Genomic DNA, 18345 nt, shown 5'->3' with positions numbered 1-18345 from the left:
ATGGACAGAACAGCACAGAGTGGGTCCGTTCTCCGCCAGTCCTCCGGCGCGGTCCCGATGGGGAGCCGCGAGCCGGCCAACCTGGGCGACATCCTGGAGCGCGTGCTCGACAGGGGCGTGGTGATCGCCGGCGACATCCGGGTGAACCTGCTGGACATCGAGCTGCTCACGATCAAGCTGCGGCTGCTGATCGCGTCGGTGGACACGGCCAGGGAGCTGGGCATCGACTGGTGGGAGCACGATCCCTGGCTCACCGGCAGGGATCGCGAGCTGATCGAGGAGAACCGCAGGCTGCGCCGCCGGCTCTCCGCCGTGGAGGGGCGGGACACGGATGCGTGACGTCGGCGAGAACGGGATGAGCGACGTCGGCACGTACGTCTACGCGGTCGCCCGCGACGACGTTCCCGTCAGCCGGATGACGGGCGTGGCCGGTGCGCCGGTGCGCACGATCGCCGGCGCGGGCCTGATCGCGTACGTGAGCACGGTGCCGCTCGCCGAGTTCGGCGAGGAGCCGCTGCGCCGCTCGCTGGAGGACATGGACTGGCTGGCCGATACGGCCCGCGCGCACCACGGCGTCGTGGAGGCCGTGGTGGCCGCGACCGCGACCGCGCCGGTCCGGCTCGTCACGGTGTACGGGGACGACGAGCAGGTGGGCGACCTGCTGGAGCGGCGCGGCGACGACTTCGTGGCGGTGCTCACCCACGTCACGGGCCGCAAGGAGTGGGGCGTACAGGCGTACGCGGGCCGGTCCGCGCCACCCGCCATGAACGGCAACGCCCGAACGGGCGGCGGCACCGCCCAAGGTGGCGGCACCGCCCAAGGTGGCGAGATCGCCCGAGGTGGCGAGGCCGCCCGAGGTGGCGAGGCCGCGCGAGGTGGCGAGGCCGCGCGAGGTGGCGAGACCGCGCGAGGCGGCGAGGCCGCGGAGCCTGCGGCGCCCGCCGCGAAGGGCGAAACCCGAGGCGGCGAGGCCGCGGAGCCCGCCGCGAAGGGCAGTGCCCATTCGGGCGGCGGCACGGCGACCGAGCGGCCGGGGACGTCCTACCTCAAGCGGCGCCAGGCCAGCCTGCGCGTCCGGGAGCAGGCCCGCAGGCAGGCCGCCAGGCGCGCGGAGGACATCCACGCCGCCCTGGCCGCCGTCGCCGTTGCCAGCCGCCGCCACCGGGCACAGGACTCGCGGCTGTCGGGGCGCGAGGAGTCGATGCTGCTCAACGGCGCCTACCTCGTGGACGAGGGCCGCGTCGAGGAGTTCGCCGCCGTGGCGGGGGAGCTCGGCGGGAACGGGGTGGACCTCCGGCTCACCGGCCCGTGGGCCCCCTACTCCTTCACGATCCTGGAGTCGCGTTGAGACGGGACGTGGTGGTCGACGACCGCCTGCCGCCCGAGCGCGTGGCCCTCGTGGATCTGCTCGACCGGCTGCTGGCGGGCGGCGTGGTGGTGACCGGCGACCTCGTCCTGTCGATCGCCGACGTCGACCTCGTACGCATCTCGCTCAGGACCATCCTCGTGTCAGTGGACGACTCAGTGGACGATTCAGGGGACGATTCAGGCGGGAGCATGAACACGTGAGCACGTCGACGGGCGAACACGTCGAGGTGACAGCGCCCCGCTGGCGCATCGCCGCCGACACGGAGACCATCGAGCGCGACCTGTCGCGGCTCGTCCTCACCCTGGTGGAGCTGATCCGCCAGCTCGTGGAGCGGCAGTGCGTGCGGCGCATGGACGGGGGCGGGCTGTCCGACGAGCAGATCGAGGTGCTCGGGATGACCCTGATGCGCCTCGAAGAGGCGATGGAGGACCTCTGCGAGCGCTTCGGCCTCACCCCGGAGGACCTCAACCTCGACCTCGGTCCCCTCGGCACGCTCCTGCCCACGTCATGACCTCGACGCCGCTTTCCGCACCGGATCAGCGGTGATTTAGCATCGGGTGAGTGGATCTGCTCGGTCGCGATGAACCCCCGGACGCCGGTTGAGTTGTTCGAGGGGCAGCGGCCGCGGCTGTCCGGCCTGGCGTACCGGGTGCTCGGCTCCGCCGCCGAGGCCGAGGACATGGTGCAGGAGGCGTACCTGCGCTGGAGCAAGGCGGGACCGGTCGAGGTGCCCGCCGCGTGGCTGACCAAGGTGGCCGCGAACCTCTGCCTGAACCAGCTCGCCTCGGCACGCAGGCAGGCGTTCGGGCACAGCCATGCGGAGATCGCCGGCCTGCTCGGCATCGGCGAGGCGCACTCCCGCCGGCTCCACCGCCGGGCCAGGGCGCACGTGGGGAGCCGCGTAAGCGGTTCGAGAGCGACCGCGAGCAGCATCGGCGCATCGTGCGGGGCTTCATGAAGGCGACGCTGAGCGGTGACGTCGCCGCGCTGGAACGGCTGCTCGCCGACGACGCGGTGGCCTGGGCGGACGGCGGCGGCACGACGGCCGCGCGCCGGCCCGTGCGGGGGCGGGCGACGGTGGCGCGCTACCTGCGCGGGCTCAGCGGGCGCCCGCAGGCGGCCGGGGCGGCGATCGAGCTCCTGGAGGTCAACGGCGAGCCCGCCGCGCTGATCCGCGACGCGGAGGTGTTCGGCGTCGGCGACGCGGCCGCACCGGACAACGCCGCCCGGCCGGTCCGGAATGTCGTGCCAGACGCCGCTGGACGCCGTGCTGACCGGCCGCGCCTCCGCCGCCTTCAAGAAGGCCATCACCCGGGGCACCGTGTGGGCGATGCGCCACCCGGGTCCGTATCGTCCCGTCGTCAGATCATCTCGGCCGTGATGGCCCAGCGCTCGTGGTCCCGCCAGGCGCCGTCGATGAGCTGGAAGGCCGGCGAATAGCCCTCACGCCGGAACCCGAGCCGCTGGATCAGGCTCAGGGAGCGTGTGTTCGTCGGCTGGATGTTGGCCTCCAGGCGATGCAGCCCCATCTCGCCGAAGGCGTGCCGGACGAGCAGCTTGAGACCCTCGGTCAGATAGCCGTGGCCGGTGGTGCCCGCGTACGCGCAGTAGCCGATGGTCGCGCTCTGGCGCGAGCCGCGCAGGATGTCGTTGACGTTGACCCTGCCGACGATCGCACCGGTGTCCCGCAGGCAGATGAGGAAGCCTTCGTGGGCCGGGTCCTCGAACCGCGCGAGGTACGTCACGAACTCCTCGCGCGTGGTCAGCGGCGGGCCGGGCATCCAGCGGCCGAGCAGGTCGGCACTCTCCCGATGCAGCGTGGCGAGCTCTCCGGCGTCTCCGGGCGAGACATGGCGCAGCGCCACCCGGGGCCCTTGGGCGAGATGAGTCGCGGCCGACATCCAGATGATCTTACCCGGCGCCCCGGCGATCAGGCCACCACCGGGATGGCGCGGCCCAGGCCGGTGACGCGCAGCAGGTTGGACATGTAGGGGGTGGGCGAGGCCAGGGCCAGGGTGATGCCCATGGACTTGGCCCGGCGCTGCACGCCGACCAGGATCGCCAGCCCGGAGGAGTCGCAGAACACCAGCTCGGACAGGTCGAGGACGAGCAGCCTGCGGCTGGCGTAGAGGATGTTCATCAGTTGTTCGCGCAGGGCTTTGCTGGTGAAGATGTCGATCTCGCCGGACAGCCGGACGGTGGTCGCGGACTGGCCGGGCGCTGATATGGCGAGAGCGGTCAAGCGATGCTCCGATTCGGTGAGGAGACAGAAACCATGAGGACTCGTGCCCTCCGGCGGCCCGGCGGGTAACTCCGTGCGGCTGGAGTCAGCCGTGCTGGTGGACGGGCCGGTAGGCGGGATCGCGATGACGATGACGCTGGGTGGCTCAGGATGCGTGCGCAGTCGGGGCATCATGCTTGCCAGGCCTGTCAGGCCCCTTCGCGGGGGCCGGGGAGGTGTATCGCCGCGGGCGACGCCAGCCCAAATGCCAACGCACGAGGTGTCCTCGGTGGCCTCAGCCTACCCTGCCGCACCGTGGTCACCGAAATTCTCAAGATCAGAGTTCCCACAGGACACGCCGCGAATTCGCCCCGCGGAGGGCCCTCTTCTGGCCGATCCGGCGTACGGTGCGCCCATCGCGTGTGCTACCTTGTGAGCGTTGCATTGTGGTACCCATAAAGACTTTGTGCGCGCCTGACAGAGTTGATCTTCAGGAGCGTTTTTTTGTTTGCCGGTATCTCCGGATGGGCTCATCGCGGCGACACGGAATTCGCGCGGTGCGGATTTCATCTCTGCAATTATCTAGAGGAGATAGACATGGCAAGCGGAACCGTGAAGTGGTTCAACAGTGAAAAGGGCTTCGGCTTCATCGCGCAGGACGGCGGCGGCGCCGACGTCTTCGCCCACTACTCCAACATCGTCTCCAACGGTGGCTACCGCGAGCTGACCGAGGGCCAGAAGGTCTCGTTCGACATCGTGCAGGGCCAGAAGGGCCCGCAGGCGGAGAACATCGTCGCCGCCTGACGTAGCGCATGCTCGGAGCCGGGGTTCGCACCTGATCGGTGCGGGCCCCGGCTGCCGTTTTCCAGGGTTTCTAGCCCGCGGGCAGCCGCACGGCGAGCAGCGCGATGTCGTCCTCGTTGGCCGTGTCGTTGGCGGCGAGCAGCTCGTCGCAGATGGTCTGCACATCCGCGCCCGCCAGGCCGCCCATCTGCCTGCGCAGCCGGGTCATGCCCCGGTCCAGCGGCTCCTTCCTGCGCTCGATCAGCCCGTCGGTGTAGAAGACGAGTGTCGAACAGGGCGGCAGCGGCTCCGCGCCGTCGCCGCGTGGCAGCTTGGGATCGAGGCCGAGCAGCGGTCCGCGTCCCGCCTCCAGGAACCGGGTGCCGCCGTCAGGGGTGACCAGCAGCGGCGCCGGATGTCCCGCGTTGGTCCAGCGCAGCCGCCAAGGTCCGGCCTCGCCGCCTTCCACCCTGGCCAGCACCATGGTCGTGAGGAAGCTCTCACCCAGCCCCACGAGTGCCCGGTCCAGGCGGGCCATCACCCGGGCCGGCGCCTCCCGCCCGTCGAAGGCCAGGCCGCGCAGCATGTTGCGGACCTCGCTCATCTGCGTCGCGGCGGTGATGTCGTGGCCGGCGACGTCGCCGATCACCAGGGCGGGGGTCCCGTCAGAGAGCCGGAACGCGTCGTACCAGTCGCCGCCCACCTGCGACGACTCCCGCGCCGGCAGGTAGCCGGAGGCCAGGCTGAGCGGGCTGAGGTCGGGCAGTCTCGGCAACAGGGAGTGCTGGAGGCGGCTGGCCATCTCGTGCTGCAGGCCGTACAGGCGGGTGTTGTCGACGGCGAGGGCCGTGCGGTGGGCCAGATCCTCCACGAACGGCAGGTACGCGGCCGTCAGCGGCGCGCCTGGATGCACCCGGACGAGGGTCAGCATGCCGAGCGCGTTGCCGCGCACGCGCAGCGGCGCCACGATCGCCGAGTCGGCGGCCAGCAGCAGGTGCAGCCGCTGTCTGATGTCGCCCGGCACGGCCCCGGCGGGGGCGTTCGCGGTGGCCGTGCTGATCAGCAGCGCGCTGGACGTCCGCAGCATGCGCAGGAGCAGGTCCTCCATCTCCAGCGGCAGCGCCCCGATCGCGCCCGGCAGCTCGGCGCTCAGCGTATGCACGCCGGCCGCGGCCACGCTCACCCGCCGCAGGCTCTCCCCTTCGACCAGATCGACCGCACACCAGTCGGCCAGCCTGGGCACGAGGATCCTGGACAGCCGGCGCAGCGCGGTGTCGGCGTCGAGACTGCTGTTCACGGCCGCGGACACCTCGGAGAGCAGCCCCAGATAGTCCAGGTCAGCCAGCTCCATGACGCTCCTCATCCCCGCGGACACTCACCGAGATCATCGCACTTCAGGCCACCGTCGACGCTCGTACGACACAGGCGCCGCGCGGGGGGAGAACGACGTCAACCGAGGGGCGTATGGTGGATTCACCTGGGCTCTTCCGTATGCCGGCAACCACGTCGGCATCACCTCAGGCACGACCGGTCAGGCACCGGAGACGGGCGGCACCAGATGCCGATTCACGACCTACATCCCGCACCCATCGCGCTCCGCCCGGCCCGTGTGTTCCTTGAGCCGACCCTTGCCAGGGACGGAACCCTCGACGGTGCCTGGTGGCCCCGCACCACCGACCTGCACCGTGAGCTGCCCGCGCTCGTCACCATCCTGGAAAACCAGCTCGGCCCCATCATGCGGGTCAGGCTCAACCTGGCCGCCTGGGACGACACCCCCGCCCACCTGCTCGTCCGCGGCCGGTTCCTGCGTGTCAGCGGCTTCACCGGCACCGCGAACACGATCAGGGTGATCCGCGGCGACCAGGACGGCTATCTGCTCCTGGTGGTCCCGCCCGAGACCGCCGCACCCGCCGCCACGGCCGCGATGCGAACCGCCGCGCGCACCGGCAACACCCTGTCCGCGAGCGAGATCCTCGCCCACTGCCGGGCCCCCGCCCACATACCCGCGCCGAGCATGCGGATGCGCCCCTACCGGCCCGCCGACCAGCAGGCCGTCCTCGCCCTCGTCGAAGCCGACCGCCTGCCCGGCCAGCCGGAATGCACGCCCGGCATCCTCGCACAGGCCATGGCCGGCACCTCACGCCGCGAGCCCGTCCTCTGGTCCGACCTCGAACGCCCCAGGACCGACGTCCTGGTGGACCAGGAAGACCACATCATGGGCGTGATCTCCTACGCGGCGCATCAGACGGAGGATTCGGGGGAGATCCTCTGGCTACACGGACAGGAGATACCGGACATCGTCGAAGCACTCGTCGCCCATGCCCTGCTCGAACTGAGCGGCGGCAAGGTCATGCACGCCTTCACCGCCGCGCTCGGCCTCGGCCTGCCCGCCCTCCCGACAGGGCGCCGGCCCGTGACCCGGAAGGTGCTGGAGCACGCGGGCTTCTCCGGCCGCAACTCCTGGCGCTACCTGCGCCGCACGAAAGCCTGCGACCACGCCGCCGACTGCCCGCCGGTCGAGGTCGTCGACAGCCAGTCGCCGCCCGGCTGGTGGCTGAAGGCCAAGGACGACGACTCCTCCGCCGAGGTCGTCGCCCAGGAGCCGGTGAACGGCCTCGGCGTCCTGTGGTGGTTCAGCGCCGGCCCCCGCCACGCCGACGAGGCCCTCGAACGGGCCCTGCTCCAGCGGGCCGACCTCCTGCTGCGCGAGCACGGGGCCGCGGAGACGATCCTGTACGCCGCCGCCGACCCGGCCAGCGGGAAACCGGGCTGGGCGTTCGAGGACGCGGGCTTCACCGAGATCGACCACCTCGTCTCCTACACCCGGCGCAACGTCCCCGACCATCCGCTCCTCGGCGGTCCCGCCTGACGACCAGCCTCAGCCCTGTCGCAGCCGCAGTTCCTGGTCACCCGAGCGTCCTTGTCACCCAAGCGTCCATTACCCAAGTGTCCTTGCCGCCCGAGCGTCCTTCACCTGAGCATCCTTGCCACCAGAGCTTCCTCGTCACCCTGAACTTCAACGTCACCCGAGCTTCTTGCACTCTTACTCCTGCTTCTTCCTTGCTACTCCCGATTCCCCAGCCACAGCTCTCCCTCCAGCCTCGTCGACCCATCCGGAGGATCCGATCACCGTCAACGCCCACGCTTCCTGGCCCGAGCCCCCGCCACGACCGGTGCGCCGCCGCGTGACCGAGACGGCGAACCTGAGCGTCCGCAACCAAACCCACGCCGACATCGCCCGCTGGACCTGCCCGCACGGCAGGCACGCAGGCGACGGCTGCGTCACCTGCTACCACGCCTCCGCATCCGACGACCCGGCGCTGCCGCAGTGGGAGGTGGCGGCGTGGTTCGTCTCGGCGCGCCCGATGCCCATCAGGGCCTTGCACGACGTCCACCGCCACGGCCGCCGCTTCGCACTCGACCAGCCGTCCACCCCGCTGGTGTTCCTCCTCAGCGGTCAGGTGAGAGCCGCTACGGGGACGGAGGCGGTGGCCGGGCTCGTCGGGTTCCTGGTGGACAACCGGCACATCGTCGACGATTTCACCGTGACCGAGATCCGCGCCGTCCACTCCTGACCGCACACCGCGTGGTCCTCGCAGGGGCGCTACGCGCGCGGGCTCCGGGCAGCACCGCCCAAAAGGCTTGGTCCTTCGCAGCGGAGGCGCTACGCGCGTTCGGGCTTCGGGCAATGCCTCCCAGAGGGCCAGCCCCTTCGACCCCCGGAAGGCATGGTCCTTCGCGGTGGGGGCGCTACGCGCCATGAAAGCTCGGGCTGTTCTGTGTGGGGGACACCCCCACACCCCCGGGCGGGGGTCTGCCGACCCCCACACCCCCGGCCGTGAGACGAGTCCGGCGGCAAGTCTTCGCCATTTGCTCATGGAGCCGTCGATCCCCAGCGCCGCTCCTCCAGGCATCGCAGGCATGGAGCCGTCGAGCATTTTGCGCAGTTAGTGCTGTGACCGGAAACGATCACCAGGTGGTTGGGTGGGAGGTTTCAGGCGGCGGGTGCCAGTGGTCGGCTGCCCCAGCGGATGGTCGGAGTTGGCCAGGGGTGATTGGCGCAAGGGTCCGAAGTGGGCCTCGATCGGGTTGGCCAGGAGGCGCAGGTCGGCGTGAACAGTAGCTTGACCTTGTGTTTTGCGACCCACGCGCGGATGCTTTCCGATCTTTATTTCGATCTTGGGTGATGGTGATCCAGGTGCTTGCCGCTCATGCTCGCCGTGACCGCCCACGACAACAGCAGTCTTGTTCGCTCCGAACTTATCGTTTATCGTTGTTAACGAAAATCGATATCCGAGCGAGGGGCTAGTCATGGCCAGACCGCCGGTGAGCATCCGCATCCTCGAGGTGACCGTGTGGTTAGGGCTCGGTTTCGCTCTAGTCATGCTCCTGGCCAGCCTCTTCGCAGTCTTCGGCGGGTCCAGGACCGACACGCGTTACGTTTCCGTCAATCCCTATGCGACCGTTACCACCGCCGACAACCCGGCGCCCGCGCCCACCGGCCCTCCGGGAACGGTCAGCCTCGTAGAGCCCGCATTCAATGCCACGCTGACCATCGCTGAGCCGAGCCCTTGGCAGAGCTTCCTTCTGATCCTGCCCGAGTTGCTGCTCACGCTGGTGCTCTGTGTCGTCGCGGTGTTTCTTCTCCTGATGATGCGCAGCTTCCACACGGGTGATCCCTTCACGCCGAAGAACGCCAGAAGGCTCGCCGTGATCGGCGTGCTTCTGATCTGCGTCGCCGTGATCCCGCAGGTGGACGAATGGGTCCTGCACACATTGGTCTCCGGCACCCCGCTGCAAGGAGTAGCCCTGCACGCCGCGGAAGACTACCGCTGGGCGCCGGTCGTCGGCTTCAGCGTCCTGGCCCTGGCCGAGTTCTTCCGCCAGGGCAGCAGACTCCGCTCCGATGTCCAGGGTTTGGTCTGATGCCGCCGGAAGACGACCACCGCATCACCGTCCACCTGGACAAGCTGCTGGCCGAGCGTGGACTGACCCTGACCGAGCTCTCCGAACGGGTCGGTGTGACGATCGTGAACCTGTCGATACTGAAGAACGGCCGCGCGCGAGCGATCCGCTTCTCCACGCTCACCGCGCTCTGCCGCGAACTGGACTGCCAGCCCGGCGACCTTCTTCACTATGACCCATCCCATGCATCCGATGGGCCGGAACATCCAAGAGGCTGATCAGGTCTACTGTGTGCGCGCCTTGGTATTGGCCCAAACGCGTTCGAAGCTGGCTGGTGGTGCTGTGACCAGAAACGATCACCGGGTTGGGTGAGAGGCTTCAGGCGGCGGGTGCCGGTGGTCGACGCTCTTGAGGGTCCAGGCAGGCCAGCCCGATTCTCGTTGAAATGTGGATCACATCGCGCACAGCGTTCTCATCGGCGTGCACCAGGCGCGCGATGAGCGGCACGGTATCGCCGTCGGCCGAGGCCAGGAGGATCATCGCCCGCCAATAGGCCACCGTACTCATCGTGCCTCGCCGCACGATCCGCTACCGGTCTTCTAGACCGCTACGAAGTGCTCAGTGCGAAGAGTGGCCCGAAGGTTCGACGGTGGCGCGAGTGGTTGACGAGCACGTTCCGCCGGACTCGTCCCACGGCCGGGGGTGTGGGGGTCGGCAGACCCCCGCCCGGGGGTATGGGGGTGTCCCCCACACAGAACAGCCCGAGCTTTCATGGCGCGTAGCGCCCCCACCGCGAAGGACCTTGCGTTTCGGGGGTCGAAGGGGGCTGGCCCTCTGGGAGGCATTGCCCGAAGCCCGAACGCGCGTGGCGGGCCTATGCGGTGTTGGTTGTTCATCCGGTCTGGAAATGCGAAAGCGCCCCCCGTGGAACGAATCCACGGGGAGCGCTTGTCGGGTTTACCAGTCGCCGCCGCCGAAGTCTCCGCCCCCGAAGTCTCCGCCGCCGCCGAAGTCGCCCCAGCCGCCGCCGCCAGCGTCGCCGCCGCCGAAGTCTCCGCCGCCGCCGGAGTCCGCCGCGCCGTCCGCGTAGCCGGCGCCGTAGCCGCCGTAGCCGAAGCCGCCGCTGAGCATGCTGCCCATCATGGTGCCGATGAACATGCCGGTCATGACGTCGCCGAAGCCGCCGTAGTAGCCGTAGGCGTACGGCTGGTAGGCCGGGCCGGCGTCGTAGTAGGGCCTGCGCTGGCCGTCGACCATGACCTCGCGCATCTGCGGGTCGAAGCCGCGCTCCACGGCTTCCGCGTCCATCTTGCACGCGGGTACGTCGCGGACCGCGCCGCCGGGCGGGGCCCAGCGGACGTCACGGAGCGAGGGGCCGTGCTGCGGGTTGAAGAAGCAGGGAGCGCGCCGCTCGGGGATCGGCTCATTGTCGACCCTGGCCTTGACCACGGCCAGCGCGTAGCGGCCGTCCTCGAGGGTCTGGGTGACCTCGCGGACCTGGTCGGCGCGCTGCACGGTGGCGAGCTGGGTCTTGGACTTCTCGTAGGAGTCGAGCGCCGTCTGCCACTCGTCGATGTGCTTGCCGCCTTCGCCGGAGAGCACCACGTCAGAGTCGAGCGCGGCAATCTCCTCGCCCAGCTTGGTGACGTCCTCCTCGACGGTCTGCTTGACCGCCGCGAGGTCCTTCGCGTCCTGGATGGCGCGCTTCTTCTTCTTGTTGCTGGAGTAGAGGAAGTAGCCGCCGCCGCCGACCACCACGAGGCCGCCGAGGGCGATCAGCGCGGCGGTGCCGCCCGCGCCGGGGTTGGCCTGGCTGCCGGAGTCGAGCGCCGAGCGCTTGCCCTTGACGGCGAGGTCCACACGGTTGGTGAAGTCCTTCATGCCGGCCACGACGTCGCCCTCGTTGGCGGTGACCGCACGGTTGGCCAGCTCGCCCGCGAGACCCGCCTGGCGCAGAGCGCTGGAGGCGGCGAACAGCGTCGTGCCGTCAAGCACCGCGTACGTGGCGCGGTTGCGGCCCGCAGCCGTCAACGAGGTGTTGAGCTGGGTCATGTAGGACTCAATGCTGGAGTTGTCCACCGTGCCGTCGGGCAGTGCGACAGCGTAGACCTTGCTGTCGGCCCCCTTCAGCGCGTCACGGATCTCATTCTGCTGGTCTGACGTCAGTGGCGAGCCCGACTCGACATAAAGCGGGTCCTGCTTGTCCTTCCAGAAGGACACCACCGAGTTGGCGTCAGGGGGAGCCGCCGCGTGAGCGGCAGGGGACAGCGCAAGAACGACGAATAGACCGGCGATCAGAGCCGCGATCGCGGCCCCTGCTCGGCGCAGCGAATGGGTCATTGGCAGCAAGCCTCCTTCGCCCATGAAGACGAACGGGCGGTCGGCAAAGTTCCTCACTGCCGACGTTACCCGGCGGAGTGGCCGAGGGCGCACATGTGATGGTCTTCCCCCGGCCACATAACCCGTCAGCTGTCCTTGATTTCACAGATCGTCGCGCCCGAGGTCACCGTCTGCCCGACTGCGGCCGTCAGGCCCGTGATCGTGCCCGACTTGTGCGCCGTCAGCGGCTGCTCCATCTTCATGGCCTCCAGCACCACGACCGTGTCGCCCTCGCTGACCTCGGTCCCGTCCGAGGCCACGACCTTGACGATCGTGCCCTGCATCGGGCTCACGAGCGCGTCGCCGCCGGCTACCGCCTTCTTGGCGCTGCTGCCGCCGTGCCTCGGCGCCTTGTTCGCGCTCGGCGCAGCGGAGGACGTACCGAGACCCGCGGGCAGGACCACCTCCAGGCGCTTGCCGCCGACCTCGACGGTCACCGTCTCGCGCCCTGGGGCCTCCGCCGTGGCGGCGTCCCCGGCGTACGGGGTGATCGTGTTGTCCCACTCGGTCTCTATCCACCGCGTGTGTACGGCGAACGGCGCGGAGGTGAAGGCCGCGTCACTGACGACGGCCCGGTGGAACGGCAGGACGGTCGGCATCCCGTCGATCTCGAACTCCGCCAGCGCCCGCCGCGACCGCTCCAGCGCCTCCTGCCGGGTGCGGCCGGTGACGATCAGCTTGGCCACCAGCGAGTCGAACGTCTGGGGCACCGTCATCCCGGCCTCGTAGCCGGCGTCGAGCCGCACGCCAGGCCCCGACGGGGTGCGCATGACGGTCAGGGTGCCGGGGGCGGGCAGGAAGTTGCGGCCCGCGTCCTCGGCATTGATCCGGAACTCGATCGAGTGCCCGCGCAGGACCGGGTCGTCGTAGCCCAGCGTCTCGCCGTCGGCGACCCTGAACATCTCCCGCACCAGGTCGATCCCCGAGACCTCCTCGGTGACCGGGTGTTCGACCTGCAGCCGTGTGTTGACCTCGAGGAAGGAGATGGTGCCGTCCTGCCCGACGAGGAACTCACACGTCCCCGCCCCTACGTAGCCGGCCTCCTTGAGTATGGCCTTGGAGCTGGTGTAGAGGATCTCCATCTGCTCGTCGGACAGGAACGGCGCGGGCGCCTCCTCCACCAGCTTCTGGTGGCGGCGCTGGAGCGAGCAGTCGCGGGTGCTGACCACGACCACGTTGCCCTCGTGGTCGGCCAGGCACTGGGTCTCGACGTGGCGCGGCCGGTCGAGGTAGCGCTCGACGAAGCACTCGCCCCGCCCGAACGCGGCGACCGCCTCGCGCACGGCCGACTCGTACAGCTCGGCGACCTCCGGCAGCTCGCGCGCCACCTTGATGCCGCGTCCGCCGCCGCCGTACGCGGCCTTGATCGCGATCGGCAGCCCGTGCTCCTCCGCGAACGCCACCACCTCGGCGGCCCCGGACACCGGGTCCTTGGTGCCGGCGACCAGCGGCGCGCCGACCTTCTGCGCGATGTGCCTGGCCTGGACCTTGTCGCCGAGCGCGGCGATGGCGGCGGGCGGGGGCCCGATCCAGGTCAGGCCGGTGTCGATGACGGCCTGCGCGAAGTCGGCGTTCTCGGCGAGGAAACCGTATCCAGGATGTACGGCGTCCGCCCCGGCCCGCCGCGCGACGTCGAGCAGCTTGCCGATGTCGAGATAGGTCTCGGCGGGAGACTGTCCGCCCAGGGCGTAGGCCTCGTCCGCCACCCTGGCGTGCAGGGCGTCGATGTCCTGGTCGGCGTAGACGGCCACGCTGCCGATCCCGGCGTCCTTGCAGGCGCGTGCCACCCGCACAGCGATCTCGCCACGGTTGGCGATCAGAACCTTCCGCACCGACCTTGTCCTTCCTGCGCGAGTTGCGGCTCGGCGACCCGAGTCGCCGCGGCCCGGGTCTGGGTGGCCCGGGTCTCAGCGGCCCAGATACGCGCCGCCGTTGACGTGAAGCACCTGCCCAGTGACGTGCCTGGCTCCCGCGGAGGCCAGATAAAGAACGGTATCTGCCACGTCAGCGGGAGTTCCAGGGCGCCCGTTGCGCGTGTTCTCCACACGGGCCCTGATTCCGTCGTCCGTCAGCCTGCCGCGGAAGAACTCGGTGTCCACGACGAGACCGGGGGAGACGATGTTCGCGGTGATGCCCTTGGGACCCAGCTCGGCGGCCAGGTCGGCGGTCCAGGACTCCATGGCGGCCTTGGCGGCGCCGTACGAGCCCGAGCCCGTGCCACGTGCGGCGATCGAGCCGATCGAGATGACCCGGCCGCCCTTGTTCATGCGCGGCGCCAGCGCGGTCGTGACGAGCACGGCCGACATCAGGTTGGCGTTGAGGTTGGCCCACCACGCCTCGGCCACGTCCATCAGCTCGCCGGACTGCCTGCGGTCCAGGTTGGTGTTGCCACCGGCGTTGTTGACCAGTACGTCCACGTTCGGCGGCAGGTCGGCGAGCGCTTCCTTGACGGCGACGGGGCTGGCGGCGTTGAAGGAAGCGTACGCCGCGCCGATCCGCTCCGCGGCCTCTTTCAGCACGTGGTCGCGACGGCCCGTGATCGTCACGTGGTCGCCGAGTGAGGTGAAGGCCCCGGCGATCGCGTATCCGATGCCGGTGCCACCGCCGGTCACCACTACCTCGCGCATGCCCCGACCGCTTCCGATCGATCCGAATAATCCTCGGGACGACCATAGCCGCTGGGCATAACACCGGCGACAGCCCGTAGGCACCCTTAGGGTGAAGCCGCTTTCACATGGTCCAGGAGGTATGCATGAGCCAAAGTATGCTCGGCGGCGACCCCGCGGAAATGCAGCAGATGTCCACCCAGTTCACCCAGCAGTCCGAGGCGGTCCGCACCACGATGACCGCGCTCGATCGCGAGGCCGCCAAGGTCGGCACCGCGTGGACGGGGCCCGGCGCACAGCGTTTCCAACAGGCTTGGCAGAACTACCGCACGGCTTTCCAGCGGATGACCGAGGAGCTCCAGGAAGCGTCCCGGGTCATCGGCACCTACCGGCAGAACATCGAGTCCGCCACGAAATGACCACGGTCGGAGGCCCTGGCGAAGGCGCCGGGGCTTCTCTCCGTCGACCGGGCCTTCCCCATCGCGTCGGCCCGGCTTCCCCATCGCGTCGGCCGGGTTTCCCCGCCGAGCCCACGGGGCCTTCTTTCCGGCTAATCGGGCAGGCTACGCTTTTCGCCCATGATTGGTCGCGCCCTCGTGGCGAGTGCGCTCGCCCTGCAGTTCCCGCTGATGCCGGCCGCGGCAGCAGCCACGGCCTGCGAGCCCGCGAGGGGCACCCTGCAGGTCGGGGAGTCGTGGGCGCAGAAACGGCTCGACCCGAAACGCGTCTGGTCGCTGTCCACCGGCGCCGGTGTGTCCGTGGCGATCATCGACAGTGGGGTCGACCTGCAACATCCACAGCTCAGGCTGGCGGGCAAGGCCGATCTCACCGGCACCGACGACCGCGACTGCCTCGGGCACGGGACCGCGGTGGCGGGCATCATCGGCGCCCAGTACATGCAGGGCGTGCTGTTCTACGGCATGGCCCCGGGGGCGCGGCTGCTGTCGTACAAGCAGACCACCTCCGAACGGGAGGGTGACCCGGCGCTGCTGGTCAACGCCATCAAGTCCGCCGCGGACGAGGGCGCCGACGTCATCAACGTGTCGATCTCGACGCAGGACCAGCCCGCGCTGAAGAGCGCCGTGGAGTACGCGCTCGCCAAGGACGCGGTGATCGTGGCCGCCGCCGGGAACGTCAAGAAGGAGGACGGCACCCCTGTTCCCGCCTATCCGGCGGCCTATGAGGGGGTGCTCGCGGTCGGCGCCGTCAACCAGAGCGGCGCGCTCACCGACTTCTCCAACGCCAAGACCCCCGTCGCCGTGCTCGGCCCCGGCCAGGACATCACCTCCACCTGGCCCGGCCGCGCCTACAACACCGACCTCGACGGAACGAGCTACGCCGCCCCCTACGTGGCCGGGACGGCGGCTCTCGTCCGCGCCAGGTTCCCCACGCTGGACCAGGCCCAGGTACGCCAGCGCATCATCGCCACGGCGGACGGCGCCACGGGCACCGGCAAGGGCGCGGGCATGGTCAACCCGATGCAGGCGGTGAGCGCCATCCTCCCCTACGAGCCGGCCAACGCCCCCGTGGTCGCGCCCCCTCCCGCGAGCCCGCTCCCGGCGGGCGCCGTGGCCGGGGTCCCGCCCGTGGACCAGGGCGCGATCGACCTTGCGCTGATCATCGCCGGTTGCGCGGCGGGGCTCTCGCTGCTGGTGGCGGTCGCGCGCGTGATGCTCCCGATGGGGCGGCGCAGAGGCTGGCGGCCGGGCCGCGCGGAGTGACCCTCACTGGGTCTGCAAGGAAACGGGACAGTGAATTGTCGGGGACGGCCCGAAACCCCTGATGCGTATGTGACAGATCTGGTTGAATGTAACGAGATCATGCTTTGCTGTGAAAGGTTTGGCCATGAACCCTTTGCGCCCTGGTGACCCAGAGCGGATCGGCGATTACAGCGTCGTTGGGCTGCTGGGAGAAGGGCCGCGGGGCGAGGTCTTCCTCGGGCAGGAGTCCGAGGACGGTCCGATCGTCGCCATCAAGCTGCTCCCCGCCGTGCCCGACGCGGGTCCTGATGCGCTCGCCCGGTATATGGGCGCGACGCGCGTTTCGAGCTCGTACGTCGCGCGGGTGCTGAGCGCCGGATTCCTGGAAGATCGCCCGTACGTCGTCCGTGAGCACGTCGAGGGCAAGAGCCTGGCCGAAATGGTGGCCGAGGACGCGCCGCTGAGCGGGGACGCGCTGGAGCGGGTCGCCGTCGGCGTGCTGACCGCGCTGTCGGCCGTGCACCTCGCGGGCCTGACGCACAGGTCGCTCACGCCGCACAACGTGATCATCGGGCCGGACGGGCCGAGGGTGACGGACGCGGCGCTCGGTGAGCCCGTGGGCGAGGTCGTCTACCAGGCTCCCGAGCAGATCGAGGGCCTGCAGTACGGCCCGTACGCGGACGTGTTCGCCTGGGCCGCGACGATCGTGTTCGCGGGGACGGGCAAGCCGCCGTTCGCCGACCGGGACGCGGTGCTGAACGCCGAGCCCGAGGTGGGCATCCAGGCCGAGCCGATGCGCAGGGTGCTGCTGTCGGCGCTGGCCAAGGAGGTCGGCGGGCGGCCGACCACGTACAGCGCGCTCATGCAGGTCCTCGGCGACACCAGCGCGGCGAAGGACCCAGAGGCTAAGAACACAGCGGCGAAGAGCACAGCGGCGAAGAGCTCGGAAGCCAAGGGTGTCGAGGCGCCGCCGCTGGAGGGCGTGCCGCTCCAGGGGCTCGCGATCCCCAGCCCGGGCGGCCCGGCCAGGCAGGATCCGCCGACTCTGCTGGAGGTCCCGCCGCTGGTCCAGGGCGCACCCATGCTGCAGGGGCCGCCGATGCAGGGCCCGCCGCCGGGACCGTTCATCCAAGGACCCCCGATGCAGGGCACGCCGATGCAGGGTCCTCCCATGCAGGGCCCGATGCAGGGTCCGATGCAAGGCCCGCCCATGCAGGGCATGCCCATGCAGGGCGGCCCAGGACTGCCGGTGCCGCAGCAGCCCGAGGCGCCGATGTGGGGGCCTCCGGAGGCGGAGCCGCACCCGCCGCACCAGATCCGGCTGGAGGCGATGCCGTCCAGGCCCGCCTCCCAGACGCCGCGCCGCGGCTTCCCCATGGCGCTGATCGCCGGCGTCGGCGTGGTCGCGCTGCTGTCCGGCGTGGGCCTGTGGGGCGCGAACAACTACGTACGGCTGCAGCAGGTCAACCCCGCCTCCGTGGCGCAGGCCAACGCGAACGGGATCCCGGTTCCGGCCAGCGCCGATGTGACGCCCGCCCCGCCGGGGACCGACCCCGCCGGGACGGACCCGCAGCAGGCGCAGCCCCAGCCCACGGTGCCCTGGGGCACCACGGCCAGCCCCGATGACGCGGGCGTCGGCCCGTTGCTGCTGCCCACCGAATGGGCGTCGGGCACGCCTGGGGTGCCGGTGCCCGACCTGACCAGCGTGCCGACCACCCCGGCGCCGGTGCCCACGCAGCCGGTCGCGATCCCGACCGCCCAGCCGACCGTCACGCAGTCGGCCACGGCGCAGCCGACCAAGACCAAGAAGCAGCGCGCCAAGCCGACGGCGACCGTCACCAAGACGGTGCCGCCCACCAAGACGCCGACGCAGGAGCCGACGAAGGAGCCGACGCCGACCCAGGAGCCGGATCCCACGCCGACGAAGACGACGGCCAAGCCGACGCCGACGAAGACGACCGCGAAGCCGACGCCGACCAAGACGACGGCCAAGCCCACCCCGACGAAGACGACCGCGAAGCCGACGCCGTCGACCCCGGCCAAGAACCCCTACACGGCCACGCAGGTGTGCGGCTCGGGCTTCTCGATCCAGCGGACCAGCGCGTTCTCGGGCGGCACCACGTACCAGCTCTGGAACAACAGCACCAGCCAGAACTGCGTGGTCACCATGAAGTCCGCGGACGTCGGCAAGAAGACCCCGGTCAGTGCCACGCTGGAGGTTCAGGGCGGCGGCAGCCAGACCGACAGCGGCAGCTACGAGTACTACGCGGGGCCGATCAAGCTGACGGCGAAGGGCAAGTGCGTGCGCTTCTCCGGCAGCGTCGGCTCGCAGAGCACCAGCGCAGGCTGGGCCAACTGCGGCTGAGCAGAACCGACGAAGGC

Annotated in this window: 20 protein-coding genes and 2 pseudogenes; 14 read left to right on the top strand and 8 right to left on the bottom strand. The window is 70.2% G+C overall.

Translation table 11 applies throughout. The annotated features are described in order from the left end of the window. From gvpJ (ABEA43_RS01230) to ABEA43_RS01210, 6 genes are all read left to right on the top strand, one after another. Nucleotides 1-339, top strand: coding sequence for a gas vesicle protein GvpJ (gene gvpJ, locus ABEA43_RS01230; protein WP_425570142.1), 339 nt, complete (start codon nucleotides 1-3; stop codon nucleotides 337-339). Beyond that, nucleotides 332-1348, top strand: a complete 1017-nt coding sequence (locus tag ABEA43_RS01225) for a GvpL/GvpF family gas vesicle protein (protein WP_345557704.1) — start codon at nucleotides 332-334, stop codon at nucleotides 1346-1348. Before gvpJ (ABEA43_RS01230) ends, ABEA43_RS01225 begins: the two co-directional genes overlap by 8 nt. Further along, on the top strand, nucleotides 1345-1569 hold the full coding sequence (gvpJ, locus tag ABEA43_RS68080; RefSeq protein ID WP_425570141.1) for a gas vesicle protein GvpJ: 225 nt from the start codon (nucleotides 1345-1347) through the stop codon (nucleotides 1567-1569). Before ABEA43_RS01225 ends, gvpJ (ABEA43_RS68080) begins: the two co-directional genes overlap by 4 nt. Next, nucleotides 1566-1880, top strand: a complete 315-nt coding sequence (locus ABEA43_RS01220) for a gas vesicle protein K (protein WP_345558760.1) — start codon at nucleotides 1566-1568, stop codon at nucleotides 1878-1880. Before gvpJ (ABEA43_RS68080) ends, ABEA43_RS01220 begins: the two co-directional genes overlap by 4 nt. Nucleotides 1881-1949: 69 nt before the next feature. Then, nucleotides 1950-2327: a sigma factor gene (locus tag ABEA43_RS01215; RefSeq protein WP_345557703.1), complete on the top strand. Its 378-nt coding sequence runs from the start codon at nucleotides 1950-1952 to the stop codon at nucleotides 2325-2327. Further along, entirely contained in the window at nucleotides 2324-2809 is a 486-nt protein-coding gene (locus ABEA43_RS01210) for a sigma-70 family RNA polymerase sigma factor family protein (RefSeq protein ID WP_345557700.1), read from the top strand. Before ABEA43_RS01215 ends, ABEA43_RS01210 begins: the two co-directional genes overlap by 4 nt. On the opposite strand, the gene ABEA43_RS01205 is transcribed toward ABEA43_RS01210, so the two are convergent. Further along, complete coding sequence (locus ABEA43_RS01205; protein WP_345557699.1) at nucleotides 2731-3270, bottom strand: GNAT family N-acetyltransferase; 540 nt, start codon at nucleotides 3268-3270, stop codon at nucleotides 2731-2733. The two genes, ABEA43_RS01210 and ABEA43_RS01205, sit on opposite strands and share 79 nt — an antisense overlap. A gap of 29 nt (nucleotides 3271-3299) precedes the next feature. Continuing rightward, nucleotides 3300-3611, bottom strand: a complete 312-nt coding sequence (locus tag ABEA43_RS01200) for an STAS domain-containing protein (protein ID WP_345557697.1) — start codon at nucleotides 3609-3611, stop codon at nucleotides 3300-3302. Nucleotides 3612-4187: 576 nt separating this feature from the next. On the opposite strand from ABEA43_RS01200, the gene ABEA43_RS01195 reads away from it, so the two are divergent. Continuing rightward, on the top strand, nucleotides 4188-4394 hold the full coding sequence (locus tag ABEA43_RS01195; RefSeq protein ID WP_103960032.1) for a cold-shock protein: 207 nt from the start codon (nucleotides 4188-4190) through the stop codon (nucleotides 4392-4394). A 70-nt stretch (nucleotides 4395-4464) separates the two neighbouring features. Here the strand turns inward: ABEA43_RS01195 and ABEA43_RS01190 are convergent, their stop codons facing one another. Beyond that, nucleotides 4465-5724 (bottom strand): PP2C family protein-serine/threonine phosphatase, encoded by a 1260-nt coding sequence (locus ABEA43_RS01190; protein ID WP_345557690.1) that lies wholly within the window; start codon nucleotides 5722-5724, stop codon nucleotides 4465-4467. 207 nt (nucleotides 5725-5931) lie between these two features. Here ABEA43_RS01190 and ABEA43_RS01185 point away from each other — a divergent pair, with 207 nt between their 5' ends. Beyond that, nucleotides 5932-7242 (top strand): DUF5994 family protein, encoded by a 1311-nt coding sequence (locus ABEA43_RS01185; RefSeq protein ID WP_345557687.1) that lies wholly within the window; start codon nucleotides 5932-5934, stop codon nucleotides 7240-7242. Nucleotides 7243-7558: 316 nt separating this feature from the next. Next, entirely contained in the window at nucleotides 7559-7948 is a 390-nt protein-coding gene (locus ABEA43_RS01180; protein WP_345557685.1) for a hypothetical protein, read from the top strand. A 456-nt stretch (nucleotides 7949-8404) separates the two neighbouring features. Here the strand turns inward: ABEA43_RS01180 and ABEA43_RS01175 are convergent. After that, nucleotides 8405-8529 (bottom strand): annotated as a pseudogene (locus tag ABEA43_RS01175) (IS630 family transposase); the annotation flags it as partial. A gap of 155 nt (nucleotides 8530-8684) precedes the next feature. Between ABEA43_RS01175 and ABEA43_RS01170 the strand changes: the two are divergent. Both ABEA43_RS01170 and ABEA43_RS01165 read left to right on the top strand, forming a co-directional pair. After that, nucleotides 8685-9299, top strand: coding sequence for a DUF2975 domain-containing protein (locus ABEA43_RS01170; protein ID WP_345557684.1), 615 nt, complete (start codon nucleotides 8685-8687; stop codon nucleotides 9297-9299). Next, nucleotides 9299-9556 carry a helix-turn-helix domain-containing protein gene (locus tag ABEA43_RS01165; protein WP_345557682.1) on the top strand — a complete coding sequence of 86 codons (258 nt, stop codon included), beginning with the start codon at nucleotides 9299-9301 and terminating at the stop codon, nucleotides 9554-9556. The genes ABEA43_RS01170 and ABEA43_RS01165 overlap by 1 nt, the downstream gene beginning before the upstream one ends. Before the next feature lie 130 nt (nucleotides 9557-9686). Here the strand turns inward: ABEA43_RS01165 and ABEA43_RS01160 are convergent. The 4 genes and pseudogenes from ABEA43_RS01160 to ABEA43_RS01145 form a co-directional block, all read right to left on the bottom strand. Next, nucleotides 9687-9863, bottom strand: a pseudogene (locus ABEA43_RS01160) (IS630 family transposase); the annotation flags it as partial. A gap of 372 nt (nucleotides 9864-10235) precedes the next feature. Then, on the bottom strand, nucleotides 10236-11618 hold the full coding sequence (locus ABEA43_RS01155; protein ID WP_345557680.1) for a hypothetical protein: 1383 nt from the start codon (nucleotides 11616-11618) through the stop codon (nucleotides 10236-10238). 125 nt (nucleotides 11619-11743) lie between these two features. Continuing rightward, nucleotides 11744-13489: an ATP-binding protein gene (locus tag ABEA43_RS01150; RefSeq protein ID WP_345557678.1), complete on the bottom strand. Its 1746-nt coding sequence runs from the start codon at nucleotides 13487-13489 to the stop codon at nucleotides 11744-11746. Between the two features lie 75 nt (nucleotides 13490-13564). Next, the gene (locus ABEA43_RS01145) at nucleotides 13565-14284 is read right to left on the bottom strand and encodes an SDR family NAD(P)-dependent oxidoreductase (RefSeq protein ID WP_345557676.1); all 720 of its coding nucleotides are present in this window, start codon (nucleotides 14282-14284) and stop codon (nucleotides 13565-13567) included. Nucleotides 14285-14409: 125 nt separating this feature from the next. On the opposite strand from ABEA43_RS01145, the gene ABEA43_RS01140 reads away from it, so the two are divergent. The 3 genes from ABEA43_RS01140 (at nucleotide 14410) to ABEA43_RS01130 (ending at nucleotide 18328) form a co-directional block, all read left to right on the top strand. After that, nucleotides 14410-14682: a WXG100 family type VII secretion target gene (locus ABEA43_RS01140; RefSeq protein WP_165960088.1), complete on the top strand. Its 273-nt coding sequence runs from the start codon at nucleotides 14410-14412 to the stop codon at nucleotides 14680-14682. Nucleotides 14683-14841: 159 nt separating this feature from the next. Then, nucleotides 14842-15984 carry a S8 family serine peptidase gene (locus ABEA43_RS01135; RefSeq protein WP_345557669.1) on the top strand — a complete coding sequence of 381 codons (1143 nt, stop codon included), beginning with the start codon at nucleotides 14842-14844 and terminating at the stop codon, nucleotides 15982-15984. A 124-nt stretch (nucleotides 15985-16108) separates the two neighbouring features. Beyond that, a complete protein-coding gene (locus tag ABEA43_RS01130; protein ID WP_345557667.1) occupies nucleotides 16109-18328 on the top strand; it encodes a serine/threonine protein kinase in 2220 nt (739 codons plus the stop codon). Nucleotides 18329-18345: the final 17 nt, after the last annotated feature.

It is taken from the genome of Nonomuraea rosea (assembly GCF_039539705.1).
Classification (GTDB): domain Bacteria; phylum Actinomycetota; class Actinomycetes; order Streptosporangiales; family Streptosporangiaceae; genus Nonomuraea; species Nonomuraea rosea.
This window is presented reverse-complemented; position numbering and strand designations above follow the sequence as displayed.